This window comes from Nocardia arthritidis NBRC 100137, assembly GCF_001612765.1.
Taxonomy (GTDB): domain Bacteria; phylum Actinomycetota; class Actinomycetes; order Mycobacteriales; family Mycobacteriaceae; genus Nocardia; species Nocardia arthritidis.
The window spans coordinates 26,629-50,457 of the sequence record NZ_BDBB01000018.1 but is presented as its reverse complement, the minus strand read 5'-3'; the positions used below and the strand labels follow the sequence as shown (position 1 = coordinate 50,457).

Below are 23,829 nucleotides of genomic sequence, written 5' to 3'. Positions count from 1 at the left end.
GGTCTGACAGGGGCCGATTCGGGGGTCGAAGGCCAGTGCGCCCGGGTGCCAGACGACGTTGCCGTTCGCACCCGAAGGCGTGTGCCATGAGAATTTCGCGTGCCATTGCTGTGGCTTTGCTCGCCGCCGGCTCGGTCCTGGCCGTCCCCGCTGCCGCAGAGCCTGCGCCCGCCCCGCCGCCCGGGGGGCTTCTGCCCGGGCTGCAACAACTCATCGATCAGGTCATCCCGCCGCCGCCGATCGCCGCGCTGCCGGAGCCGAGTTCGCCCGCGCACGAGGCGACTACGCTGTCGCCGTCGCTGGCGGCGCTGCGCTCGGCCGCCCTGCCGTCGGCCGTCGGCGATCCGATGTTCGACCTGCGCCCGGCGAATCTCGACGAACTGTCCGAGGGACAGGTCATCGAAATCCGTGACGTGAGCCCGACCACCGCACCGTTGATGCTGATGCCCATCCAGCGTGCACTCCTGATGAAGTACCGCACGACCGACGCGCACGGCGCGCCGTCGTATGCCACCGCGACGCTGGTCGTTCCCGCCGCGCCGTGGCCGGGACCGGGGCAGCGACCGGTGGTCGTGAACAACCTGCCCATCGACGCCCTCGGCCGTACCTGCACGCCGGGATACACCCTCGCGCACGGGCTCAACCCGGACACCAGCTTCACCGACTTCCTGCCACCCACGACACACGTGGCGGCGCTGCGCGGTTACGCCGTGCTGATCCCCGACCACGAGGGCCCGTCGATGGCCTACGCCGAGCCGATCGTGGCCGGCCACGCGGTGCTCGACTCGATCAGGGCGGTGCGCGGTCTGTTGCCCGAGGAGTTCGGCGCCGCGAAGTTCGGGCTCGCGGGCTATTCCGGCGGCGCGATCGCGACGCACGGGGCGGTGAAGCTGATCGACGGCTACGCACCGGAATTGGCGGAGGTGATCGTCGGCGCCGCACTCGGCGGGGTGCCCGCCGACTTCGAGATCCTGGCGCGCAGCATGAACGGCAACCTCGCCTCGGCGGTGTTCATGGGCGCGGTCTTCGGGATCGGCCGCGAGCGGCCGGAGATCCTGGCCGGGATGAACAATCTCGCCCAGTGGGTGGCCACCTCACCGGTGAAGAACATGTGCGGCAGCAGCTACGGCGCGATCGGTGTGCTGATGCTGCCGATCGACATCGCCGCGAACTTCCCCGATCCGCTGCACTCGGCACTGGCCACGGACATCTATCGGGTGACGAAGATGGCCGGCATGAGGTCGGCGACTCCGCTGTACGTCTACAACGGCGAGCAGGAGTTCTGGATCCCGGCAGAGGGTGCGCGCAATCTCTACGCGGAGCAGTGCCGACTGGGGGTGCCCGCGGTGTACCGCAGTGTGCTCGGTGAGCACATCATCGCAGGTGCGCTCGGTTATCCGGAAGCCATGGTCTGGCTCGACGACAGGCTGCGGGGAGTCCGGGCGCCCGACGAGTGCTGACCGGGTGACCGCGCGGGGAGGGCTCCGGTTAACACCGTGGGCCTGCGCGTGCGATCAACACGGTGTCCCCTTCGGTACGTATGCCCAGATCTGGCTAGAGCGCTGTGCGACGTCGTCGGCGCTTCGGTACGGTGGGCCGGTCCGGGCGGGGTGACGCCCGAATTCCCGAGAGAGGCACATGAGCGACATCACGACCACCGCGTCCGAGCAGGCCAAGGCACTGGTGGGGCGGCACTACCGCCTGACCGACCCGTACGAGGTGGGGCGGGAGAAGATCCGGGAGTTCGCGCGAGCGCTGCAGGACGGCCATCCGGCGCACCGGCACGAAGACGCCGCCGGGGGACTGGGCTTCGACGGACTCGTCGCGCCGCTGACGTTCTCCTCGATCATCCTCATGCTCATGCAGCGCAAGATGTTCGAGTCCGTGCTCACCGGTTACGACCTCGGTCAAGTGCTGCAGACCGAGCAGTCGATCCGGGTGCACCGGCCGATCGTCGCGGGCGACGAGGTGCGGTGCGACTCCTACATCGAGTCGTTCCGGCAGTTCGGTGACAAAGACTTCATGGTCACCAAGAACGTGCTGAGCAATCAGCACAAGGAACTGCTGCAGACCGCGCACACCACGGCCGTGGCGCAGACCGGAGTCGAGCTCGCCGCCGATCTGCGCGCCGCGGTCGACGGCGTGATCATGACCGGGCAGTCGGCCGCCGACCGCGCGGACGCGGCGGCCGCGCGCCTGGCCGACGACGACGGCGGGCTCGTCGAGAGCTTCGATGAGCCGGCGCAACCGGAATCGCCCGCCGAACCGCGCATGCCGCGCACCTTTCCCGCCTTCGAGGACTTGTCCGTCGGCATGGAACTCGCCCCGCGCACGGTGCTGCTGTCCCGTGGTGATCTGGTGAACTACGCCGGTGTGTCGGGCGATTCGAATCCGATCCACTTCAGCGACGAGGTCGCGCGCAGTGCCGGTCTGCCCGACGTGGTATCGCACGGTCTGCTGACGATGGGTCTGGGCGCCGGATATCTCACCTCGTGGCTCGGCGATCCCGCCGCCGTGACGCGGTACGGGGTGCGGTTCGCCGGGTTCGCCCCGGTTCCGGCGACCAAGGCCAGCGCGATCGAATTCCACGGGCGGGTCAAGCAATTGGATCCGGATCGCCGTGCGGCCACCATCGCGTTGACGGCCACCTGCGGGGACCGCAAGCTGTTCGGTCGCGCGACGGCGGACGTGCTGCTGCGCTGAACCGTGCGGCAGCTCTGTCCTCCTCGTCCGGAGAGCGTGGGGCCGGTGCCGTCGCTCGGGCGTCCGAACCACACCGTGATCCGGCTTGGTCGTAGCCCTGTGTGACCGGAATAATGATCTCGCCCACCGGAGTTCGGCACCTCGCCAGGCCGGGCAACCCGTGACCTCGCGACACCCGGGGTTTCGCGCGTACTGGAGTAAGTTGGCACGCGGGTGTGCGAAGTCGGCCTGCGACACAGCGCTGTGCGCGACGTCCGGTGACTGCCGCCGGAAGCGAGTGGAGTCACCGCTATCCCGTGCGCGATCTTGCGGATGTGCTTACACCTGCGCATTCGCGTCGCCGGCGAAGGACTCGGTGCTGGAATGTGGACAGTGCGCATGCAAGACTGCGTACATGCGTGCTTCGGTAGTGCGGCCTCAAAACGAAACCATCTCTCGGGGAACGGCTCCCGCCGCCGAGGGCGGTCCGACCGCCTTACGGATGATCCTCGGCGGGCGGATGCGGCGGCTGCGGGAGGCGTGCGGCATCTCGCTCGAGGAAGCGGGCGAGGCGATCCGCGGCTCACATTCCAAGATCAGCCGATTGGAATTGGGGCGCACCGGTTTCCGGGAACGGGATCTGGTGGATCTGCTCGCTCTGTACGGCGTCACCGACGAGGAGGAGTGCGCGGAGTTCAAGCGGCTGGCGAAGCAGGCGAACACCTCGGGATGGTGGCATCGCGACGCCGACTGGCTGCCGAAGTGGTTCGACACCTACCTCGGGCTGGAGCAGGCCGCGCAGCTGATCCGCTGCTATGAGCCGCGGGTCGTCCCGGAGTTGCTGCAGACGCCCGACTACGCTCGCGCACTGTTCGTGCTCGCGCATCCGCACGAAGACGAGGAGTCGATCGAGCGGCGCGTGGCCCTGCGGATGCGCCGCCAAGAGATCCTCACCCGACCCGACCCGCCCCAGCTGTGGCTGATCGTCGAGGAGGCGGCGCTGCGGCGCAGGATCGGGGGATCACAGGTGTGGTTGGCCCAGCTCGAGCACCTGCTGCGGGCCGCCGACGCGCCGAACATCACGGTGCAGGTCCTCGCCGATCATGTCGGCGGCCCAGCGCTGGCCGACGGCGCGTTCGCCATGCTGCGCTTTGCCGAGGCGGATCTGCCCGACCTCGTGTATCTCCAGCAGCTCACCGGCGCGCTGTACCTGGACAAGGACGCCGACCTCGCCGCCTACCGCGCCGTGGTGAATCTGCTATCGGTGCACGCCGCGCCGCCGGAGTACACCCGCGACCTCATCGCGGCGTTGCGCGAGCGTGAGCCGCGGATCGTGGACCTGCCGTCCGGTCGCGCCTGACCGTCAGCACGGCGACGAGCCCGGCGAGGCCACGAATACCCAGCGGTACAGGGACTTTCGGCCATAGATAACGACTGGGTGAACATGGCAGACTCGGGGGCATGCGTCCTTCGAAGGAACGACAGGCGAGCGATTCTCCCGGGCCCGGCGGTTATCCGGTGTCCGGTGGCGGGCCGACGGTCCTGCGCATGGTCCTCGGTGGCAGGCTGCGCCGCCTGCGCGAGGCTCGGAATATCACCCGCGAGGCGGCGGGCGACGCCATTCGCGGGTCGCATTCGAAGATCAGCAGGCTCGAGCTCGGGCGCACCGGCTGCCGGGAACGGGATCTGGTCGACCTGCTCGATCTCTACGGGGTGACCGAGCCCGAGGAACGAGAGCGCTATCTGGAACTGGCCAGGCAGGCCAATGCGTCGGGGTGGTGGGCGCGGGACAACGAATGGTTGCCGAAGTGGTTCGACACCTACCTCGGGCTGGAACAGGCGGCGCGCCTGATCCGCAGCTACGAACCGCGAGCGGTCCCCGAACTGCTGCAGACGCCGGAGTACGCCCGCGCGCTGCTCGCCCTGTCGCACCCGGGGGAGCCGGAGGAGTCGATCGAACGTCGTGTCGCGCTACGCATGCGCAGGCAGGACATCCTCGCCGGCCCGCACCCGCCCCAGCTGTGGATGATCATCGAGGAGGCCGCGCTGCGCCGCAGGATCGGCGGCTCGACCGTGTGGCGCGCCCAGCTCGACCGCGTGCTGCGCGCGACCGCTCAGCCCAACGTCACCATCCAGATCCTTGCCGATCATGTGGGTGGCCCGGCCCTCACCGACGGCGCGTTCACCATCTTGCGTTTCGCCGAGGCGGATCTGCCCGACATCGTCTACCTTCAGCAGCTGACCAGCGCGCTGTATCTGGACAAGATCGCCGACCTGGACGTGTACTATGCGGCGCTGAACCAACTCTCGCTGCTGGCCCCTTCGCCGCAGCACTCCCGGCAACTGCTCCAGGTCTTGCGCGACGGCGTCCCGCCGACGGTCGACGAACCGGTGGACCACCCGCGAGGGTGACCGGAACGCGCACCGCGGCACGTCGCATTCCCGCGCCGGAGTGACACCCGGCCTCGCGCCCCGAACGATCCGCCTGGATTCAGCGCACCCGAATCGGGCATTTCCTATGCGAGATGATCCGCATGCCGGAGAAAGGGCGAAATATTGTCCCACTGGGACAATAGGGGTAGGCTGTGTGCATGAGCGACGACGGTGTCGGTCTGGACGGCCGTCGGCTGCGCACTCGGCGCAGCCGCGAGGCGTTGTCGCGCGCGGCGTTCGACCTGCTCACCGAGCGGGGGCTGGAAGCGGTGGCCGTCGAGGACATCGCGGTCCGGGCCGGTGTCACCCGGCGCACGTTCAGCAGGCATTTCGCCTCCATCGAGGAGGCGATTCTCGGCGATGTCGATCAAGACGTCCACCTGTTCAACGAGGCGTTGTGCCGTCGGCCGCCGGGCGAGCCGCCCCTGATCGCCTACCGCAACGCCGTGCACGACTGGCTCGCCACCGAGTACGGCGGCGCGCGCGCGTCCCTGCTGGCCCGCCGCTGGGCATTGTTCCAGCGCTTCGAGGACGAACCCGAACTGTTCGCCGGCTATCAGCGCATCCGCATCGATGGACAGCGCGAATCGGTCCGGATCATCGCGGCGCGGCTGGGGGCGGATCCGCTGACGGATCCGCGTCCGGCGGTCGCCGTAGGCGCCGGTGCGGGCATGCTGCTCGCGGCGCTGCAGAGCTGGGCGGCGGGCCCGGATCCGATGGGTCTGCCCGGCCTCGTCGAAGAGTTCTTCGACACCCTCGTCACCCTCACCGCCGAATTCCGTAACGAGGAGTCACCGTCATGTCTACCGGGTCGGTGAACATGTACCGCCGCACGTGCCGCCGCGTCGGCCTGGATCGAAATCCGCTGCGCCGCAGAGAAGACCGTGTGCAAACCGGGGTCGCGGTGCTGCTGGCCCTGGTGTTCCTGATCGTCGTGCCCGTGCTGACGGTGACCGTCGGCGGCCGGGTGTACCGGGTGGAGACGGCCGCGGTGCAGGCCGAGACGGCGCGGTTGCATCAGGTCGACGCCACTGTGATCGAAACCGGGAAGGCGCCACTGTACGCGCCGGTGGTGCCCGCCCGCGTGTCCTGGAAAGACGCCGACGGCGTGACCCACACCGGCGACTATCAGTCCACCACGGTGGTGGAGCCGGGTTCCGCCGTGCCGATCTGGCTGAACGAGCGCGGTGCGATCGTCGAGCCGCCTTCGTCGTCTCAGCCCGCCAGCAAAGCGGTCATGCTCACCGCGGGTGCGGTGCTCGGCGTGTCGATCGTGCTCGCGGGAAGTTACCTGCTGCTGCGCCGCGGACTCGATCGGCGGCGGCTGCGCCGGTGGGAAACCGAATGGGTGGCCGCCGACCTCACCTGGGGGCACGGCTGAGCCTTGGTGCGGCGTGCCCGCCGGGCGAGGGTAGGGAACAGGCGCAGCGGGCACGTCGCGTGCCGGGCGGCAACGCGGCGAACGAAGCGGCCCGGCACTGCCCTGAGATTAAGGCATCGGCGCGCCGGGCGGCCCCGTTCGGCGCGGATCGTCGGAGATCCCACCACATAGACCCGGTTACGTTGTGACACAACATAACCGGAGCCGGGTGGCGTCTCAGACCGGGAACAGGCTGTGCTTGCGCGGGTTGGGTTCGGCGCTCGCCTCCTTCTCGCGCAGCAGGCGCAGCGCGCGACGGATCTCCAGTCTGGTCCGCGAGGGTTCGATCACCGCATCGATGTAGCCGCGCTCGGCGGCGATCCACGGCGTGGCCACCGTGGCGTTGTACTGCTCGATCATGTAGTCGCGCAGCGCCGCGCGTTGCTCCGGGGGCACCTGGGCGAGCTGACGCTTGCCGACGATGCTCACCGCGCTCTCGGCGCCCATCACGGCGATGCGCGCCGTCGGCCAGGCCAGGCTGACGTCGGCGCCGAGTTGCTTGCAGCCCATCACGGCGTAGCCGCCGCCGTAAGCCTTGCGGACCACGACGGTGACGATCGGGACGGTCGCCTCGATCACCGCGCGGAAGAACCGCCCGCCGCGTTTGATCACCCCGCTGCGCTCCTCCTCCACGCCGGGCAGCACGCCGGGGGTGTCCACGACGAAAATCAGCGGCAACCCGAAGACGTTGCACAAGCGGATGAAATGCGTCGCCTTGTCCGAGCATTTGGCGTCGATCGCGCCGCCGAGCACCAAGGGCTGATTCGCGATCACCCCGACGCTGCGCCCGTCCACCCTGGCGAAGCCGGTGATCAGGTTCTGCGCGGTAGCCGCGCTGATCTCGTGGAAGTCACCGTCGTCGAACAGGCGCAGCAAGATCTCATGCATGTCGTAGCCCTGCCGATCGGCATCGGGAACGATCGAGTCCAGCTCCAGATCGTGCGGCGTGACCTGCGGCTCCAACCCCGGGTTGACGATCGGGCCGGGTTCCAGGCAACTCGACGGAAGATAGCTCAGATAGGTCCTGGCCCAGTCGAAGGCGTCCTGCTCGGTGGCGGCGACGTGGTGGACGGTGCCGGTGGCCGCCTGCGCCTGCGCGCCGCCCAACTCCTCCATGGTCACCTCTTCGCCGGTGACCTCCTTGATCACCTCGGGGCCGGTGACGAACATGTACGACTTCTCGGTCGCGATCAGGACGTCGGTGTTCACCGGTGCGTAGACCGATCCCGCCGCGCATTTGCCCAGCATGATCGACACCTGCGGCACGAAGCCCGACAGCCGTTCCTGGCGGCGGCTCATCAGCGCGTACCACGCCAGCGAGGTGACCGCGTCCTGGATGCGGGCGCCGCCGGAGTCGTTGATCGCGACGACCGGGCAGGCATTCGTGGTGGCGAAATCCAGTGCGGCGGCGACTTTGCGGCCGAACATCTCACCCACCGAGCCGCCGAAGACGGTCTGATCGTGCGCGATCACCACCACGGGCCTGCCCTCGATCCGGCCGCGCCCGGTGACCACGCCGTCGCCGTACATGGCTCCGGGGGTGCCCGGCTGGCGCACCAGCGCGCCGATCTCCACGAAACTCCCGGGGTCGAGGAGTGCGCGCACCCGCTCCCGCGCGCTGGGAATGCCCTTGCTCTTGCGCTTCGCGATGCCGTTCTCGCCTGCGGGTTCCTCGGCCAGCTCCAGGATCCCCCGCAGCTCGTCCAGCTTCTCTCGCGTACCGCTCATATGTGGTGTAGCCCTTCGAAACTCGTCGCGACGCCGTACGGCAGCGCGGCGCTCGATGCTATCGGCGCCGCGATCCGCTGCACAGCGGTTCGGAAGATCTCATGGAACAGCTCACAGGTTTGCCTTTCGATTCCTCGGTTCATAGCACGCGCCGGACCGGTTCGCTGCGACGACACGGACTGTGTGAGGTCCCAATCGTGGCCGTGGGCGTCGATGAACCGTCCTCACAGCGCCGAAGGGGGCTTCTCAGGTCGGTGCCCGCGGATCTAGGGTTATCTCGACGCAGCGCCGGAAATGCGCGGACGGCGCTGCGTCACATACTCCCCGGATCGGTGAGCCGGCGAGGGCTCGGGCGCCGGGTCCGAAATGGCGGTGCCGCAGCAGTTCTGTCCGTGCCGGACGCGTCGGCCTCGATCCGCTCGAAAAGCTTGTGATCGTGCCCAACTGGTCGGGTGACCGCTGATGACTTACCCGATTCGGTGCGACATATCTCGATTCCATCACGATCCGTCGCTAACCTTCGGAAGGCATGATGGGCAGGCAGCTGAGAACGAGTACCGAGACGTTGACATCGAAACTCGTCGAACACCTCGCCGAGCGCGTCGGCCACGAGGCGTCCGGCGATGTCGCGACCACCGCGCGAAACTGTTTGGCGGCCGCCGTCGAACTGCTGGCGCCGCGTCCGACGCCGGCGGTGTCGCGACCCCCGGAGATCGCCGGTTCCGCCTCGCGTTGGGCGCGGGAGGGCATCGCGCTGGAAACGGTACTCGGCGCCTACCACGACGAAATCCGCAACGGACTGGAATTGCTCGCCGACGAGGTCGCCGACGAACGGACCGACCATTTTCTCGCGGGTGCGCGACTGGCGATCCACGTCTTGGAAATGGTGACCGTGGCGGCGTCGACCGCTTACGTGGACGAGCACCGCGCGGTCGCCCGGGAACATCAGACCGCCGCCCAGACGCTGGTCTCCGCGTTGCTGGGCGGGCACGCGGTCGGCGAACTCGCCAGGGCGACCGGCATTCCGATCGCACGGTCCTACCAAGTCGTGGCGCTGGGCATTCCGGCGCACCCGGACGAGCGAAGACCCGTCACGGGCACGGACGCCGCCCGGCGCAAACTCCGGCGGGTCCAGGCCGCGCTGGCCGACCCGCTCGGCTCACGGGCGTTGTCGGTGCTCTCCGCCGCCGGCGGCACGGTGCTCGTGCCGATCGATGACGTGCCCGCCCGCACCGGAACGTTCAGCATGACCCCCGACGTGCTGGCCATCGTCGGCGAGGCCGCCGAGGTGCCGTTGACCGCCGCGGTGGCCACCGGGCGCACCGCGCGCATTCCCGAACTGGCCGGGCGCGCCCACGATCTGCTGGACCGGTTGCGGTCGGCGGGCATGCCCCCGGGGCTGTACGGGGTGACCGACGTGGGTGAAACCGCGGGTTGTGAACCGCCCCAGCCGGGTCATATGACCATCGTCACCTCGCCCAACGATCACGTAATCGGTCGTTCGGCCTGAAATTTCGCCGGTATCGTCGAATGCGCCCTGAAATCGAGGGTGAGTAAAGGAGTGCGAGTGACCACCGCGTTGACCGATCGCGATATTCTCCGCGAACTCGAACCCACCGCCGAACGCCTGCTCAACGACCATCTGCGCAAGGCCAAGTCCTGGAATCCGCACGATTACGTGCCGTGGGACGAAGGGCGTAATTTCGCCGCCCTCGGCGGAATTGATTGGGAACCGGCACAATCCGGACTTTCCGAGGTCGCGCAGACGGCGATGATCACCAATCTGCTCACCGAGGACAATCTGCCGTCGTATCACCGGGAGATCTCGGACGCGTTCTCACCGGATGGCGTGTGGGGTACCTGGGTGGGCCGGTGGACTGCCGAGGAGAACCGCCACGCCATCGTGATGCGCGACTATCTGGTGGTGACCCGCGCGGTCGATCCGGTGCTGCTCGAGCAGGCCAGGATGGCGCATATGACCACCGGCTTCGCGAAACCCGACGCGCAGCAAGTGTTCCTGCGTTCGGTGGCCTACGTCACACTGCAAGAGCTGGCGACCAGGATCAGCCACCGGAATACCGGAGCGGCCTGCGAGGAACCGATCGCCGAGCGTATGCTGCAGCGTGTCGCCGCCGACGAGAACCTGCACATGATCTTCTACCGGAACATCAGCGCCGCCGCTGTGGACCTCGTGCCGAACGAAGCGCTGCGCGCGATCACCACCGTGGTCACCCGCTTCCAGATGCCCGGACTGTCGCAGCCGAACTTCCGGCGCAACGCGGTGCTGCTGGCCAAGCACGGCATCTACGATCTGCGCCAGCATCTCGACGTGGTCGTGCGTCCGGTGCTGCGCGCGTGGCGCGTCTTCGAGCGCACGGACCTGACCGGCGACGGCGAACGCGCCCGCGACGAACTGCACGCCTACCTCGAGGATCTGGAGCTGAAGGCGCGACGGTTCGAGGAGCAGCGCGAGCGCGCGGCGGCCAGACGAGCGGAACGGGCCGCCGCGGCAGGATGAGGTCGCGCGTACCGATCACCGTGGCGGCGATGGCACTCATCGCCGCGATCACCGCTGCCCCCGTGTGCGCCGATCCGGTGCCGCAGACCCCGCCGCCCGCGGTGGACCCGGCCATGACCCGCACGGGGCTGCTGTCGATCGAAAAGGTCGCGCAGGGGCATGAACGGCTCTCCATCGCTTCCTCGGCGATGCGCAGGATCATCTCGGTCGACGTGCTGCGCGGCAGCGGCGAGGCGCCACGCCCGGTGCTGTATCTGCTCGACGGCGTGGACGGCGACGCCACGTCGGCATGGCTGGGCAAGGGCGGCGCCGCCGAATTCTTCGCGGGCAAACCGGTCGACGTGGTGCTCACCGGCGGCGGCACCGGCAGCATGTACAGCGACTGGGTCCGCCATGACGCCGCGCTGGGACTCAACCTCTGGGAGACATTCCTCACCACCGAGCTCCCGCCCATCGTGGAATCGCTGCTGCGCACCGACGGCCGCCGCGCGATCGCCGGAGTGTCGATGGGGGCCCAGGCGGCGATGATGCTCGCCCAGCGCCACCCCGGCTGGTATCGCGCCGTCGCCGGGATGAGCGGGTGCTATTCCACCGCCGACCCGCTCGGTCACGCGGTCACCACCATCACGGTCGCCTCGCGCGGTGGCAACGTCGACAATCTCTGGGGCCCGCCGTCCTCACCGGAATGGGCCGCGCACGACAGCCTGCTGCATGCGGAGAACCTGCGTGGCACCGCTGTCTACCTCTCGGCGGCCGCCGGGTTGCCGACCGGCGCCGACCTGGTGGCGGTCGCGAACTCCCCGTCGGTCGCGGACGCGTTGCGCACCGCGGGCGGCGGCGCGGCGCTGGAGGCGGGCGCCCGTGCCTGTACGGAGCGGTTCGCCGCCCGCCTGTCCGAGCTGCGGATTCCCGCGTCCGTGGAGTACACCGCGGAGGGCATGCACACCTGGCCGGATTTCCAGGCCCAGCTGCCGCGGGCCTGGCGGATGCTGGCGGAGGCACTCGGAGTGCCCGCCTCCCCGTGAATCGCCGCGGAATCAGCGCGGCGCGCTCGCGTTGACATCGGTATGACCTCGGCGCTGTCCTCTCTCCGGTTCTCCGTCCTCGATCGGTCGCGCGTGCGGCGCGGTCAGAGCCATCCGGCCGCGCTGCGCGAGACCGTCGAGTTCGCCCGGCTCGCCGAGGAGTGGGGCTATCACCGCTTCTGGGTGTCCGAGCACCACAGCGTGCCCGGCGTGGCGGGTTCGGCGCCGACCGTGCTGGCGGCGGCCGCGGCGGCGGCGACTTCGCGGATCCGCATCGGCACGGGCGGCGTGATGCTGCCCAATCACCAGCCGCTGGTGGTCGCCGAACAGTTCGGCGTTCTGGAATCGCTGTATCCGGGGCGCATCGACATGGGATTGGGACGCTCGGTCGGATTCACCGACGGCGTGCGGCATGCGCTCGGGCACGACAAGCGCGACGCCGAGGACTTCGACGCCCGGCTCGCCGAACTCCTGGCGTACTTCACCGAGGGAAGGCAGGGCGTGCACGCTTGGCCCGCCGAGGGACTACAGGTCCCCGCCTTCCTGCTGGCGACCGGCTTCGGCGCCGAACGCGCGGCCCGCTTCGGGCTGCCGCTGGTGATCGCCCCGGCCGGCGGCGAGGATCGCATGGTCGAGGCCATCGAGCGCTATCGCGCCGAATTCCGCCCCGCCTCGGCCGGCGCCCAACCCTACGTGGTGGTCTCCGGTTCGATCGTCATCGCCGACACCACCGCGCAGGCCCACCGGCTGCTGCTGCCGGAGGCGTGGTCCGCCGCGTACGCGCGCACCCGTGGCGAGTTTCCGCCCCTGCTGCCGCCCGCGGAGATCAAGGCGCGCACCATGACCGGCCGGGAGCGCCGTATCGTCGAGGAGGGACTGCGCGGCCATCTGTACGGCACCGAGGACGAAGTCGCCGACCACCTGGAGCGGCTGGTGACCAGGACGGGCGCGGACGAGATCCTCGTGCACACCAGCACTTACGATCGTGCGGCGCGGCTGGATTCGCATCGCCGCCTGGCGCTGCTCAGCGGGTTGTCGGCCGACCGCCCAGGCCGCGACCGCGCCGACGCGCGATCCGGCCGGGCCGCCTGATCCCGATATCGCCTACGGGAAGAGCGCTTCGGCGGCGGCGTAGCCGAACAGTCTGCGGCCCTCGGCGCGTGCGTCGACCGCGATGGTCGCCCGCCGCCTGCGCGCATCGATCGCGGTGACCCGGCCGCGGAAGTGGATCGTGCCTGCTCCCAACGACGGTATCCGCAGGTGATGCGTGTTGTGCGCGAACTGCGCGCGGAAACGGGTGACCGCCGCGGGATCGCCGAGCCAGGAGCTCAGGAACGAGGTGGCCAGGCCGAGTTTCAGCATGCCGGGCGCGACCACGGTCGGCAGGCCGCTGGCGACGGCGACCCGTTCGTCGAACAGCACCGGATTGGACTCGCCGGTCACGCCGGCGTAGTTGACCAGGTCGCCACGGGATAGGCGCATGGTGCGAACGGGCAGCTCGGTGCCCACCTCCAAGTCTTCGAAATCTATACGCGTGCGCGGTATCCGGGGGTCGGGCGTCGGCGCGAGATAGTCCGCCGCGGCCGGGACGACGGCGCTGCCCGGGGCCGGCTCGTCGGGGGAGCGATGTTCCATGGCGACTTTGCGCACGGCATCGGCCAACCCTGGATCGCGCTCGCCGACGCGCGCGAGCAGCGCGCTGGAACCGGTCTGCACCACGGCGCCGTGCTGGTCGATCAGCACACTTTTGATCGCGAGGACGTCGTAGTCGCCGAAGTGCCGGAACGATTCGAAATAGATGTCGCAGGTCAGCCGATCGCCGGCCACCATCGGCCTGCCGAAGTCGAAGACCTGGTCCGCGTGCAGAATCCGACTCGGGTCGTAACCGGTGATCAGCGTGTCCAGTATTTCGCGATGCACCCTGGTGAGAATGATCGAGCTGAACGTCGCGGGCGCGATGAGTCCGGGAAAGCCGAGTTCGGCCGCGGCGGCCTCGCTTCGATGCGCTGGATGCGAATCCTGCACGGCGCGGGCGAATTCACGGATCTTTTCCCGTTCCACCTCGTAGTGGAGAGTGGAACGGTAACGATGGTCGACCAGCGACATCGCCTGTTCGGCGGGATTCACCGCGGTCTCGTTCATGGTTGCTCCTGTATTGCGAAACGGTGGATTACGGCCGCCTCCCGTCAGGGGAGCGGACCGAACCGCCAGAGTGCGGGCGGCACCTGCTCGGGGGTCACGGTGCCGACGACGTCCACCCCGGCGTCGTGGAAGGTGCCCACCGCCCGGTCCATGTGGTCGGCCGAAGTGATCACCACGGCGTCGTGGGCGCCGATCGCGCGCATGATCGTGGCCGAGCGCACGGCGTTCTGCGCGGTCGTGTCGGCCTCCGGCTCGAGATTGATCCGTGCCGGCGGAATGCCGCGGGCCATCAGCCAATCGGCCATCGCCCGTGCCTCGGTGACGCCGTTGCGTGCGTTACCGCCGGTCACGATGATCGGCGAGAAGGGTGCCAGCAGCGCCTGGGCGTATCCGGCGTGCAGCCGATCGATCAGTTCCGGGCGCATGCCGCCGTCGGGCAACAGTCCGTAGCCGAGCACGACGATGGCGGTGACCGGCCCACGCACCGTCGGCGTCGGGACGGGGACGAGGGCGAACGGCGCGGTGATCGAGGCGACCGCGCCGGCGGAACCAGGGCCGTCCGCGACGGCGTGCGGGGGGTTGGTCAGCGCGGCGGTGACAGCGAACGCGCCGAGCACGGTGCGGGCGAGGGTAACCATGGTGGCGGACACGGGATCTCCCAATGGTTAGCCACCGGATGGCCACCGATGGCTGGGGTTCAGCGTTCATCCATGATGCGGCCGTCGGCCGTTGCGGAACCGTAATTGACTGGTGATCTGGAAAATTCACCGTTTCGGCGCCTTCGGCTTGTGCTGGCCGACCTATTCGCCGAATTCATGGAATTGCCTATTTTCGCGCGCTTTGTGCCGTCTCCCTAGCCGTGGCCGAACGCATTCGTGAGGTCTCCAGATCCAGCTCTTCCGCATAGGCCGTCCCGTTTTCCGGTTCTAGCGTTGGCGCAGCTTCGGTGCCGTCTACCAGCGAGAACGGCGCCGGTCGCCGAACACCGTGGTTCTGCAGGAAGGCAAATCATGAAACGAAGTACCTACGGGCGATCGTCCTTGGCGGCGGTGCTGCTGAGCGTTTCGGTGCTCGCCGTCGGTGCGTCCGGCGCGAACGCGGCGCCGGAGGCTCGGCCCACCGAACAGCAGTTGGCCGACTACATCGCGGCGGGCCGCACGGCCGCGCCGGTGGCGGATTCGGGCAGTGCGGGCACCGGCTCGGCATGCACGTCGGGCAGCGGAGCCGGGTCGGGCAACGGATCCGGGGACTGCTATGGCGGATCGGGCAGCAGCTCGGGATCCTCGGGCGGATACGCCAGCGACACCGTGGGTTACGGTCCGCCGATGACCTCGTGGCTGGCCGCGTTCGGCTACGGGCTGACCCATCCGGACGCCGCCCCGCCGGGCGCCAACGACTGGAGCTGCAAGCCGACCGCCGAGCACCCCCGCCCGGTGGTACTGGTGCACGGCACCTGGATGAACGCCTACAACGGCTTCGCCTTCATGGGCCAGCCCATCAAGGACGCGGGCTTCTGCACCTTCACCTTCAACTACGGCCGGTCCAACCTGCTCGAGGGCGGTGGTCTCGGATCGGTGCTGCCCGGGGTGATGGGCACCGGCTACATCCAGGACTCGGCCAAGCAGCTGGCCACGTTCGTCGACCGGGTGCTGGCCGCGACCGGGGCCTCGGAGGTGGACCTCGTCGCGCATTCGCAGGGCGGGTCGATGTCGAACTGGTACACCAAGTTCGAAGGCGGCGCGGCCAAGGTGAAGAATCTGGTCACCTACGGCGCCACGCATCACGGCACCAGCCTGGACGGCATCGGTGCGCTGGGCCGGGCGATCAACAACTTCGGCATCGACATCCTCGGCTTCATCGAGATCTTCGTCGGGCACGCGGGCATCCAGCAGACGATCGGCTCGGACTTCGTCAACAAGCTCAACGAGAACGGCGACACCGTTTCCGGGGTCGATTACACCGTGGTAGGCACCCGCTACGACGAGATCACCAATCCCTACGATCTGACCTTCCTGAAGGCGGCGCCCGGCGTCACGGTGCAGAACATCACGCTGCAGGACGGATGCGAACAGGACGTGTCCGACCACCTCACGATGATGTACTCACCGCGGGCGCTGTCCATCGCGCTGCGCGCGCTGGACCCGGCGGGCCATCCGAATCTGGAGTGCACCTTCAACCCGTGGTTGCTCGGCGGCGCGGGCTCGCTGTGATCACCGGATGACCTGTTTCCGTCGAGCGGCGTGGCTGGTGCCCCCGACGCCGCGCGCCTGCTCGACGGGAGCACCGGCCGCCACGCGTTCATGCCCGCCGGAACGGGATCCCTCAACCCGCCCCTGTCCGGCGCGTACGTCCCCGGCGCGCGGCGGTATGCCCACCGAGTAGCCCTCGCACCCGCTGCTCGGTGGGCATCGGCGTGTTCTGGGACGTTCCGTTCCGTGCACTATCGCCAACATTGGCAACTGACAATGTCTTTCAGCGCCCTAAGGTTGACCGACCTTATGTTCGTCCGAACCACCCGGTGTCCGAACAGGAGCCATGCATGCTGGTATCCGGTTCCACGCGCAGATCCTTCTTGCGTGCGGCGGGCTTCGGCGCGGCGGCTCTGTCCGCTGCGGCCTGCACCGGACTCGCCACCAGCGGCAACGGCGGAATGATCTTCCTGTCCACGCAGTTCCGTCCCGCCGACGAGGCCGAGCGGTTCCGCGGTCTGCTCGCCGATGCCGCACCCGGCGTCGGCTACGTGACCATCGAAGAGAGCCCGTTCGCCAGCCAGGTCCGCAGCCAGGTCGACGCGGGCGCGACCCAGATCGGCCTGCTCGGTGGCCTGCACGGCGACATCGCGCCGCTCGCCGACGGCTATCTGCAAGACCTCACCGGTTTGCTCGCCGACCTCGGGGCCCGCGGCTGGCCCGCGGCCTACCTGGAACTGGCCAGGGTGGGCACCGACCGTACGTGGTACATCCCGTGGGCCACGGCGAGTTATGTCCTTGCCGCACATGCGGAGGCGCTGGAGCATCTGCCGTCCGGCGCCGATGCCGCGTCGCTGACCTACGACCAGTTTCTCGACTGGGCCATCGCCGCGCGCCGCGCCAACGGCAATCGTCCTGTGCTGGGCCTGCCCGCGGGACCCAAGGGCCTGCTGCACCGCTTCGTCCAGGGCTTCCTGCTGCCCTCGTTCACCGGCGGCCAGATCACCACCTTCCGCTCGAACGAGGCCGTGACGGCGTGGCGATACCTGCGTGAGCTGTGGGCGAACTGCGTCCCGGCGAGCACGAACTTCGACTTCATGCAGGAGCCGCTCGACAGCGGCGAGGTGCGCCTGGCGTGGGACCACGTCGTGCGCCTGGTCCACGCGCCCGAGCGCGACCCGCGCGACTGGCGGATGCTTCCCGCGCCCCGTGGCTCGCACGGCCTCGGCTACATGGCAGTGATCGCCGGACTCGCGATTCCCGAGGGCAGCCCGGACCCCGAACTGGCGCAGCGGACGATCGGCACGCTCACCCGTCCGGACACTCAACTGCGGCTGCTGCGGTCCAACGGTTTCTTCCCGTCGGTCGACACGGCGATCCCGGGCGACCTGCCACCGGCCATCCAGCTCGAGGCCGATGCGGTGCGCAGGCAGCAGGAGGCGCCCGGCGCCATTCTTTCGCTGCCGCCGGTGGGTCTCGGACAGCGTGAAGGCGAGGTGAGCAAGGTTTTCAAAGACAGTTTCCGCTCGATCGTGCTCGACGGAGCCGATATCCGCTCCACGCTGGATCAGCAGGCTCGGGTCCTGCAAGGCATCCTCGACGACCTGAAGGTGCCGTGCTGGGCTCCCGATCCCGCCGCCGAACTCTGCCGGGTGGGCTGACCATGATGTCGCGACTGCGCTCCCCATGGATGCTGCTGCTGCCCTCGATCGTCCTGATGGCGGCGCTGTTCGGCTGGCCGCTCGTGCAGGGCGTGCTCGAGGCGTTCCGTGGCGACGACAAACTCACCCTCGCCAACTGGGAGCGGCTGTTCGACGATCCCTACATCTTCACCGCACTGCGCAACACCGTCCTGCTGATCGTGATCGTCGTGCCGATCCAGCTCGTGCTCGCCGTCGGCATGGCGCTGCTCATGCAGGCGCGGCCCCGGTTCGCCGGTGGCCACTTCTATCTGTGGTGCCTGCCGCTGGCGATCTCCGAATTGGCCGCGGGCCTGGTCTGGTTGTCCATTTTCGACAACCGCGGCTATCTGAACTCCTTGCTGGTCGGCCTCGGAGTCTCCGACGACGGCGTGCAGTGGCTCGGCTACCAGAACGCGGGCACGATGCTACTGGCCGTCGTGGTGGCGGAGATCTGGCGCGCGACGTCGCTGGTGTTCGTGATCGTGGTGGCGGGCGTGCAGATGATCCCGCGTGACTACGACGAGGCCGCGCAGGTGTTCGGCGCGAACTTCTGGCAGCGGCTGCGGCACGTGACGCTGCCGCTGCTCGGGCCGAGTCTGCAGGTGGCGCTGATCCTGCGGACCATCCTGGCCTTGCAGGCGTTCGCCGTGGCGCAGGCATTGACCGGCCGGGACTTTCCGTTGCTGGTGGGCGAGACCTACGAGTGGTACGCGAACCTGCAGAATCCCGCGGTCGCCAGCGCTGTCTCGCTGATCGTGCTCGCGATCTCGCTCGCCACCGCGGTCTTCTACCTGCGGGCGGTCCGGCAGCCGGAGCAGGCGCGATGAACCCGGACAGCGCCCCGCCGCGCGCACTGCCCCCCGTCGATCGCGCACCGCTGCGCAGGCGCCGCAGGCGCGCGGTGTGGGTGCAGCTGGCCTGCGCGGCCGTGAGCCTGTTCATGGCACTGCCGATCGTGCTCATCGGCCTCGCCGCGGTGTCCTCCCGCGAGGCGCTCAACGAGTTCCCGAAACCGCTGATTCCCAGCGATTTCTCCACCGAGACGCTGGTGGCGTTCTTCCGGGCGACGGGAACCGCCGCCGCACTGGGCAACTCGGTGCTGGTCGGCCTCTACACGGTGTTCTGGTCGCTGGTGATCGGCGCGCCCGCGGGATACGCGCTGGCGCGGCATGCGTTTCGCGGCAAAGACACCTATCAGGTCTTCATCCTCTTCGTGCGCGCCTTGCCGATCGTGGTGCTCTCGGTGCCGCTGGCCACGATGTTCCTGCGCCTCGAGGTGTACGACACGGTGTTCGCCGTGACGCTGGTGCACACCACGCTCGCGTTGCCGACCACCGTGCTCATCACGGCGAGCATCTTCGTCGCGGTGCCGCCCGATCTGGAGGAGGCGGCCCAGGTCTTCGGATGCGGCCGCTGGCAGGCCGCGCGCCGGATCGTGGTGCCGCTGGCGCTGCCGGGGCTGGCCGCGTCGTCGATCTTCACGTTCGTCCTGTCGTGGAACGAGATCCTCGGCGCGACGATCGTGACACTCGGGCACCGCACGCTGCCCGCGCAGGTGCTCACCGCGCTGGACGAGGCGTCGACGGCGTACCGCTTCGCGGGCGGCTTCGCGTTGATCATCCCGGCACTGGCGTTCATCTTCGTGATGCGGCGCTACCTGGTGAACATGTGGGGGACGACGCTGCGATGACAGGGGTTGGCTGATGGCCGAAGTGGTGATCCGGGATCTGGCGAAGACCTATCCCGGCGGCACGGCGCGCGCCACCGACGAGGTCTCGCTGGAGATCTCCGACGGCGAATTCATGGTGCTGCTCGGACCGTCCGGCTGCGGCAAGACCACCTTGCTGCGCATGATCGCCGGGTTGGAGCTGCCGGACTCGGGTCAGATCGTGATCGGCGGCAAAGACGTCACCTATCTCGAGCCGCGGCGGCGCAACCTGTCCATGGTGTTCCAGTCCTACGCCGTGTTCCCCAACAAGAAGGTCGCCGACAACATCGGCTTCGGCCTCCGCGTGCACGGCGTGGCTGCCGACGAGATCCGCCGCAAAGTCGCCTGGGCCGCGGAGCTGTTGCAGCTCACGCCCTATCTGGACCGCTACCCGGCGCGGCTGTCGGGCGGGCAGCGCCAGCGCGTCGCGGTAGCACGGGCGATCGTGATGGATGCCGACGTGCTGCTCATGGACGAGCCACTGTCCAACCTGGACGCGCTGCTGCGGCTGTCGTTCCGGGCCGAGCTGAAACGACTCGTCGCCGAACTCGCCACCACCACGATCTACGTCACCCACGACCAGGTCGAGGCGCTGTCGCTGGGCAACCGCGTCGCCGTAATGCGCGACGGGGCGATCGTCCAGTGCGGCCCGCCGACCGAGGTCTACGACGACCCCGCCACCGAATTCGTCGGCGGCTTCCTCGGCAGCCCGCCGATGAACTTCCTCACCGGCACGGTCGCCGCCGGAGCGGCCGGGCCGCGCATCGACCTGGGCGGGCAATCGCTCGCCGTTCCTCCCGCGCTGTCCTCCTTCGAGGGCAAGACGCTGCGGCTCGGTATCCGCCCCGAGGCCGTCGGGATGGACAACGGCCCCGCGGACGCGACGGTGCGGGCCGAGCTCGAAGTGCTCGAGCCACTGGGCTCCTCCACCCTGCTCACCGCCCGCCTCAGCGGGCAGACGGTGAAAGTACAAGCGCCGCCGGGCTTCCGCGCCGACGAGGGCGGCACTGCGAATCTGCACCTGCCTCCCGAAGCATGCCGCTGGTACGACCCGGAAACCGGGCTGCTCCTGCCGGTCGGGTGAGCACCGGACTCCGACCCGGCGCCTGCGCGAGCTTCTGGCGGCGCCGGAGGAGTGCAGTTGGTGCCGTAGCGCGGCGACCAGGGCGGCGGTCTTGTCCGGTTCGGCGGTGCCGAAGACGTACCGGTCCGGGCGCAGCAGCACGACTGCGCCCGGCTGCAGCCGGGCGCCGCGGAACCAGCAGATGTGGTCGAGCCCGAATATCATCAGGGTGTCGGTGTCGGCCAGGATGCGTTCGTCGATGGGCAGGGTGTAACCGGCTTGGTCGATGCGCTGGAAGACCGCGACGGGATGACCGGTGGCCTCCTCGGCCAGCTGCTGGAAACTCAATGTCGAGCGGTGGAACAGCTCGAGGTGCCCGCTCGCCCGCATCGGCCTCGCCCGGTGCCCGGATCTCACCCGGCCGGGCGCCAACGGGCCCGAAACGGAGACTCCCAGCATCTGGTGCATCCCGTTCTCTAGTGGCTTCCGGCCGATCGCAGTAACCTAGTCGAATCACGTCCTTTCCTCATCGTCGCGGAAAAGGTCGTCGCTTCGGCCGGAGCACCGGTGTCGAAGCTGCCAGGTCGACGCAGTCGCGACAGGGCTTGGCGCCGGACCGTCCTGCACAGGGTGTGGTTCGGCTATTTCACCGTACGGTTGACGCTCGCCGTGCGAGACCACAACAACCGGGTCGGGGTCGAGAACAAAACAAGCGCGTCATGGTCGGCGCAGCCGGGCACTGTCTGTCTCGGCAGATTTTGCTCGCCCGCTAGCCGTCACGTCGGTTCGACGGCACCACTTCGCTGGTCGGCTGGAATGCACGCGCATCGAACCAATCACTCGATATCGAGGGAACAAATATGTCCAGCAAAATTAGCAAGTTCGTCGTCGCATCCGCTATTGCCTTGCCCCTGGCCACTCTCGCAGCTCCGGCGGCTTCGGCCACCCCCCTTGGAACGGTGCCCGCGAGTTCGACATCCACGGCGGTCGTTCCTGCCGGGGGAACAGGATCAGGATGGGGATCAGTGGCAATCTGCTTCCCCCTGGGCAGTGTGGTCTGGTGCATCTGAGACCATCCGCCAACGTATGCAGGCAGTCCGGAAGGAGTCGCGAATAGCCGACCTGGCATCCCCGGATTCCGCCTTCCTGGCGCCGGGGATGCCCCCACACCGCCGGACATATCGGCAAGCAGGGCCCGTGTGCGTTGTTTCGTCAACGGGAGGTATGCCATGCCACAACTGAACGTCTATCTCGAAGGCGGACCGGATGGTCTGGCCGAACACGCTCTACCGCTCGCGCCGACCGCTGAAATCAAGATCCCCTATCGTGGCGGCTTCGAGCACTTCATTCCGACACCACGGTTTCGCGGTACCGCGATAGGCCGCGCGCGTGTATTCGAGTGGACCTATCGGACCATATCGCCGAACAGCTCGTAGGCTCTCCACCACCAAGTCCCGGCACAGTCTGCACTTTCCATCGCCATTTGCGGCTCTCGTGTCATGATGTGAGGCGATCCCGCGGCTCGCTTCGATGTGAGCGGGCGAGCCGGATCGAACAGGATGCGGGGGTTTTCCGAGCCTTGGGATGCCTCGCTCGAACCGCGCAGGGGGCGGGATGAGGGTATTCCTCAGCCACACGAGCTACGACGCCGGAGTGGTCAGGTACTTGCGCAGCGTGCTGGAACATGATGTCGGTGTCGGGTTCTTTGTCCTTCCCGACGACGCACCGCACGGTCTCCCGTGGATCGAACAGATCAAGCTGGGTGTCGAGAACAGTGACGAATTGTTCACCGTCATCACCCCGGAGTCGGTGCACCGCCCTTGGGTCTCGGCCGAATGGGCATGCTTCTGGATGCGGGGTAAGCCGACGACACCGCTGCTCCTCGAGGTCGGCGTCGACCAGTTGTGGGAGCCGATGCGCGCATTCCAAACTGTCGACCTGCTCGACGTATCGTCGTTGACCCGCTTTCTTCGCACCATCGCCGACCGAACCGGGTGCGAACCGACCTCCGGTGTGACTCCTGTGGCGCACCAGATGGTCAGGGAGATTCCGCGCATCCGTGAGCGGCAGGCCGTAGCGGATCTGGAGCGCACCCTGGAACGGCTGCAACGCACCGTCACCGCGAATCACACCAATGTGCGGGCCGGTGACGTTCGAGCACTCATCGCTCGCGATCGCCTGGACGATCTGATCGCGATCGCGATCTCGGCGCAGGCCGCGCAAGTCAAGCAGAAACAGATCGCCGTGCACCTGGTCGATCTCGGGCGGTTCGGAGAAGCGGCACGGATCGGCGAACATATGCAGAACAGGGCGGAGATTCGCAATATCTGCCTGCAGATCGTCAAGGCGATACCGCGCGGCGCGACCGGATCCTCCGATGAATGGGCCGCGCTGGACCGTCTGCATCCGAAGCTCGGCAAACCCCAGCGTCGCGACGTGCTGGAATTCATGGACCAGAACGGCGTGGCTCCACTCGGCCGCTGGGCGCCTGCGGATTCGTTGGACGAGGGTGGTGGATGACGGCTGGATCGCCGTGGAAGGGGCAAGGCGCGGATGCCGGTTTTCGCCGGACGCTGAGGGAGTCCGGTGTGGAGGCTCTGGCCGAACAGGCATGGCGTGTCCGGCTCGACTCGGCTCACCGCACGCGCTGCTGTCCAGCAGACTTCGGGTCAGTAACAGGAACCGGGTTGGACTGCCTGGATTGATCAGGATATCGGCCCCGTCGGGCACGATGTCCGACAACGCGGCGCCCAGCACTGGCCACCATCGGTCTGCCTCGAACCGGTGTTTGTGTATTGCGGCGGTGGCGACTACCACGCACTGCGCGCCGTCCGGAGCTCGCCCCACCAGTGGTTCATTCCGGTTGTCGCACCCGATTTCCACCACGGCGTCGCGGAGCGCTGCGATGATTTCCTCACCGGTGACGTTGTCGCCGTCGGCGGCCCTTCTCAGCGCGGCATCGATGGGATCGGTGGGTAATGCCTCGTCGGTCGGCACGTAGTTCGGATTGGGTTCGAAAGGACCTGGGATGCCGTCCTCACGAATCATCCAACCGCCGAGGATCAACTCAGGTGGCGGCATCGCCTCGGGTGACGTTTCGTGCCAGCCTGAATCGACAAACACCACCCAGTCAGCCCGCCGAACGACACTTGACGTCAGGTCCTGCATGTCACTCACCTACCTTTGGTCGAGCGCGGTGTTCGAAGGTGCGGATCCATACGTTGTCATGGATTTCCCCT

Annotated in this window: 20 protein-coding genes and 2 pseudogenes; 17 read left to right on the top strand and 5 right to left on the bottom strand. The window is 68.2% G+C overall.

Features of this window, described 5'->3' with window-relative positions:
• Positions 1–86 precede the first annotated feature (86 nt).
• From NA8_RS14735 to NA8_RS14710, 6 genes are all read left to right on the top strand, one after another.
• A complete protein-coding gene (locus NA8_RS14735; protein ID WP_063050955.1) occupies positions 87–1,460 on the top strand; it encodes a lipase family protein in 1,374 nt (457 codons plus the stop codon).
• A gap of 178 nt (positions 1,461–1,638) precedes the next feature.
• Positions 1,639–2,703: a fused (3R)-hydroxyacyl-ACP dehydratase subunits HadA/HadB gene (locus tag NA8_RS14730; protein ID WP_063050954.1), complete on the top strand. Its 1,065-nt coding sequence runs from the start codon at positions 1,639–1,641 to the stop codon at positions 2,701–2,703.
• A 394-nt stretch (positions 2,704–3,097) separates the two neighbouring features.
• Positions 3,098–4,042: a Sco1979 family transcriptional regulator gene (locus tag NA8_RS14725; protein ID WP_063050953.1), complete on the top strand. Its 945-nt coding sequence runs from the start codon at positions 3,098–3,100 to the stop codon at positions 4,040–4,042.
• Between the two features lie 101 nt (positions 4,043–4,143).
• The gene (locus NA8_RS14720) at positions 4,144–5,094 is read left to right on the top strand and encodes a Sco1979 family transcriptional regulator (RefSeq protein ID WP_063050952.1); all 951 of its coding nucleotides are present in this window, start codon (positions 4,144–4,146) and stop codon (positions 5,092–5,094) included.
• A 179-nt stretch (positions 5,095–5,273) separates the two neighbouring features.
• On the top strand, positions 5,274–5,933 hold the full coding sequence (locus tag NA8_RS14715; RefSeq protein WP_063051065.1) for a TetR/AcrR family transcriptional regulator: 660 nt from the start codon (positions 5,274–5,276) through the stop codon (positions 5,931–5,933).
• Positions 5,915–6,496, top strand: a complete 582-nt coding sequence (locus tag NA8_RS14710; RefSeq protein WP_157106702.1) for an Rv1733c family protein — start codon at positions 5,915–5,917, stop codon at positions 6,494–6,496. The genes NA8_RS14715 and NA8_RS14710 overlap by 19 nt, the downstream gene beginning before the upstream one ends.
• A gap of 216 nt (positions 6,497–6,712) precedes the next feature.
• Here NA8_RS14710 and NA8_RS14705 read toward each other — a convergent pair whose 3' ends face one another.
• Positions 6,713–8,263 (bottom strand): acyl-CoA carboxylase subunit beta, encoded by a 1,551-nt coding sequence (locus NA8_RS14705; RefSeq protein ID WP_063050950.1) that lies wholly within the window; start codon positions 8,261–8,263, stop codon positions 6,713–6,715.
• A 565-nt stretch (positions 8,264–8,828) separates the two neighbouring features.
• Between NA8_RS14705 and NA8_RS14700 the strand changes: the two genes are divergently transcribed.
• Genes NA8_RS14700 through NA8_RS14685 form a run of 4 tightly spaced genes read left to right on the top strand, consistent with a single transcriptional unit; the run spans position 8,829 to position 12,898 of the window.
• Complete coding sequence (locus NA8_RS14700) at positions 8,829–9,773, top strand: RsbRD N-terminal domain-containing protein (RefSeq protein ID WP_245663840.1); 945 nt, start codon at positions 8,829–8,831, stop codon at positions 9,771–9,773.
• A gap of 57 nt (positions 9,774–9,830) precedes the next feature.
• On the top strand, positions 9,831–10,781 hold the full coding sequence (locus tag NA8_RS14695) for an acyl-ACP desaturase (protein ID WP_063050949.1): 951 nt from the start codon (positions 9,831–9,833) through the stop codon (positions 10,779–10,781).
• Positions 10,782–10,810: 29 nt separating this feature from the next.
• Positions 10,811–11,806 carry an alpha/beta hydrolase gene (locus NA8_RS14690; RefSeq protein ID WP_245663839.1) on the top strand — a complete coding sequence of 332 codons (996 nt, stop codon included), beginning with the start codon at positions 10,811–10,813 and terminating at the stop codon, positions 11,804–11,806.
• 42 nt (positions 11,807–11,848) lie between these two features.
• Positions 11,849–12,898, top strand: coding sequence for an LLM class flavin-dependent oxidoreductase (locus NA8_RS14685; protein WP_063050947.1), 1,050 nt, complete (start codon positions 11,849–11,851; stop codon positions 12,896–12,898).
• A 12-nt stretch (positions 12,899–12,910) separates the two neighbouring features.
• Here the strand turns inward: NA8_RS14685 and NA8_RS14680 are convergent, their stop codons facing one another.
• Together NA8_RS14680 and NA8_RS14675 are read right to left on the bottom strand one after the other, a co-directional pair.
• Complete coding sequence (locus NA8_RS14680) at positions 12,911–13,948, bottom strand: fused (3R)-hydroxyacyl-ACP dehydratase subunits HadA/HadB (RefSeq protein WP_063050946.1); 1,038 nt, start codon at positions 13,946–13,948, stop codon at positions 12,911–12,913.
• 44 nt (positions 13,949–13,992) lie between these two features.
• Complete coding sequence (locus NA8_RS14675) at positions 13,993–14,598, bottom strand: YdcF family protein (RefSeq protein WP_063050945.1); 606 nt, start codon at positions 14,596–14,598, stop codon at positions 13,993–13,995.
• 360 nt (positions 14,599–14,958) lie between these two features.
• Between NA8_RS14675 and NA8_RS14670 the strand changes: the two genes are divergently transcribed.
• From NA8_RS14670 to NA8_RS14650, 5 genes are all read left to right on the top strand, one after another.
• A complete protein-coding gene (locus tag NA8_RS14670; RefSeq protein WP_063050944.1) occupies positions 14,959–16,158 on the top strand; it encodes an esterase/lipase family protein in 1,200 nt (399 codons plus the stop codon).
• A 329-nt stretch (positions 16,159–16,487) separates the two neighbouring features.
• The gene (locus NA8_RS14665) at positions 16,488–17,798 is read left to right on the top strand and encodes an ABC transporter substrate-binding protein (RefSeq protein WP_063050943.1); all 1,311 of its coding nucleotides are present in this window, start codon (positions 16,488–16,490) and stop codon (positions 17,796–17,798) included.
• 2 nt (positions 17,799–17,800) lie between these two features.
• Positions 17,801–18,646 carry a carbohydrate ABC transporter permease gene (locus NA8_RS14660; RefSeq protein ID WP_218019463.1) on the top strand — a complete coding sequence of 282 codons (846 nt, stop codon included), beginning with the start codon at positions 17,801–17,803 and terminating at the stop codon, positions 18,644–18,646.
• Positions 18,643–19,509 (top strand): carbohydrate ABC transporter permease, encoded by an 867-nt coding sequence (locus tag NA8_RS14655; protein WP_063050942.1) that lies wholly within the window; start codon positions 18,643–18,645, stop codon positions 19,507–19,509. The genes NA8_RS14660 and NA8_RS14655 overlap by 4 nt, the downstream gene beginning before the upstream one ends.
• Positions 19,510–19,522: 13 nt before the next feature.
• Positions 19,523–20,611 carry an ABC transporter ATP-binding protein gene (locus tag NA8_RS14650; RefSeq protein ID WP_063050941.1) on the top strand — a complete coding sequence of 363 codons (1,089 nt, stop codon included), beginning with the start codon at positions 19,523–19,525 and terminating at the stop codon, positions 20,609–20,611.
• Between the two features lie 180 nt (positions 20,612–20,791).
• Here the strand turns inward: NA8_RS14650 and NA8_RS35120 are convergent.
• Positions 20,792–20,971, bottom strand: a pseudogene (locus tag NA8_RS35120) (hypothetical protein); the annotation flags it as partial.
• Between the two features lie 848 nt (positions 20,972–21,819).
• Between NA8_RS35120 and NA8_RS14640 the strand changes: the two are divergent.
• Both NA8_RS14640 and NA8_RS35755 read left to right on the top strand, forming a co-directional pair.
• A complete protein-coding gene (locus tag NA8_RS14640; protein WP_063050939.1) occupies positions 21,820–22,026 on the top strand; it encodes a DUF5988 family protein in 207 nt (68 codons plus the stop codon).
• Positions 22,027–22,174: 148 nt separating this feature from the next.
• Positions 22,175–23,110, top strand: a complete 936-nt coding sequence (locus NA8_RS35755; RefSeq protein WP_084466804.1) for a toll/interleukin-1 receptor domain-containing protein — start codon at positions 22,175–22,177, stop codon at positions 23,108–23,110.
• Positions 23,111–23,257: 147 nt separating this feature from the next.
• On the opposite strand, the pseudogene NA8_RS35750 reads toward NA8_RS35755, so the two are convergent.
• Positions 23,258–23,758 (bottom strand): annotated as a pseudogene (locus tag NA8_RS35750) (type VII secretion system-associated protein); the annotation flags it as partial.
• Between the last annotated feature and the right edge of the window lie 71 nt (positions 23,759–23,829).

Coding starts and splice junctions, on each gene's coding strand:
- NA8_RS14640 (WP_063050939.1), top strand. CDS start 21,820: ATGCCACAACTGAACGTCTATCTCGAAGGCGGACCGGATGGTCTGGCC.
- NA8_RS14710 (WP_157106702.1), top strand. CDS start 5,915: ATGTCTACCGGGTCGGTGAACATGTACCGCCGCACGTGCCGCCGCGTC.
- NA8_RS14720 (WP_063050952.1), top strand. CDS start 4,144: ATGCGTCCTTCGAAGGAACGACAGGCGAGCGATTCTCCCGGGCCCGGC.
- NA8_RS35755 (WP_084466804.1), top strand. CDS start 22,175: ATGCCTCGCTCGAACCGCGCAGGGGGCGGGATGAGGGTATTCCTCAGC.
- NA8_RS14680 (WP_063050946.1), bottom strand. CDS start 13,948: ATGAACGAGACCGCGGTGAATCCCGCCGAACAGGCGATGTCGCTGGTC.
- NA8_RS14670 (WP_063050944.1), top strand. CDS start 14,959: ATGAAACGAAGTACCTACGGGCGATCGTCCTTGGCGGCGGTGCTGCTG.
- NA8_RS14650 (WP_063050941.1), top strand. CDS start 19,523: ATGGCCGAAGTGGTGATCCGGGATCTGGCGAAGACCTATCCCGGCGGC.
- NA8_RS14715 (WP_063051065.1), top strand. CDS start 5,274: ATGAGCGACGACGGTGTCGGTCTGGACGGCCGTCGGCTGCGCACTCGG.
- NA8_RS14655 (WP_063050942.1), top strand. CDS start 18,643: ATGAACCCGGACAGCGCCCCGCCGCGCGCACTGCCCCCCGTCGATCGC.
- NA8_RS14660 (WP_218019463.1), top strand. CDS start 17,801: ATGATGTCGCGACTGCGCTCCCCATGGATGCTGCTGCTGCCCTCGATC.
- NA8_RS14705 (WP_063050950.1), bottom strand. CDS start 8,263: ATGAGCGGTACGCGAGAGAAGCTGGACGAGCTGCGGGGGATCCTGGAG.
- NA8_RS14685 (WP_063050947.1), top strand. CDS start 11,849: ATGACCTCGGCGCTGTCCTCTCTCCGGTTCTCCGTCCTCGATCGGTCG.
- NA8_RS14725 (WP_063050953.1), top strand. CDS start 3,098: ATGCGTGCTTCGGTAGTGCGGCCTCAAAACGAAACCATCTCTCGGGGA.
- NA8_RS14735 (WP_063050955.1), top strand. CDS start 87: ATGAGAATTTCGCGTGCCATTGCTGTGGCTTTGCTCGCCGCCGGCTCG.
- NA8_RS14730 (WP_063050954.1), top strand. CDS start 1,639: ATGAGCGACATCACGACCACCGCGTCCGAGCAGGCCAAGGCACTGGTG.
- NA8_RS14665 (WP_063050943.1), top strand. CDS start 16,488: ATGCTGGTATCCGGTTCCACGCGCAGATCCTTCTTGCGTGCGGCGGGC.
- NA8_RS14690 (WP_245663839.1), top strand. CDS start 10,811: ATGGCACTCATCGCCGCGATCACCGCTGCCCCCGTGTGCGCCGATCCG.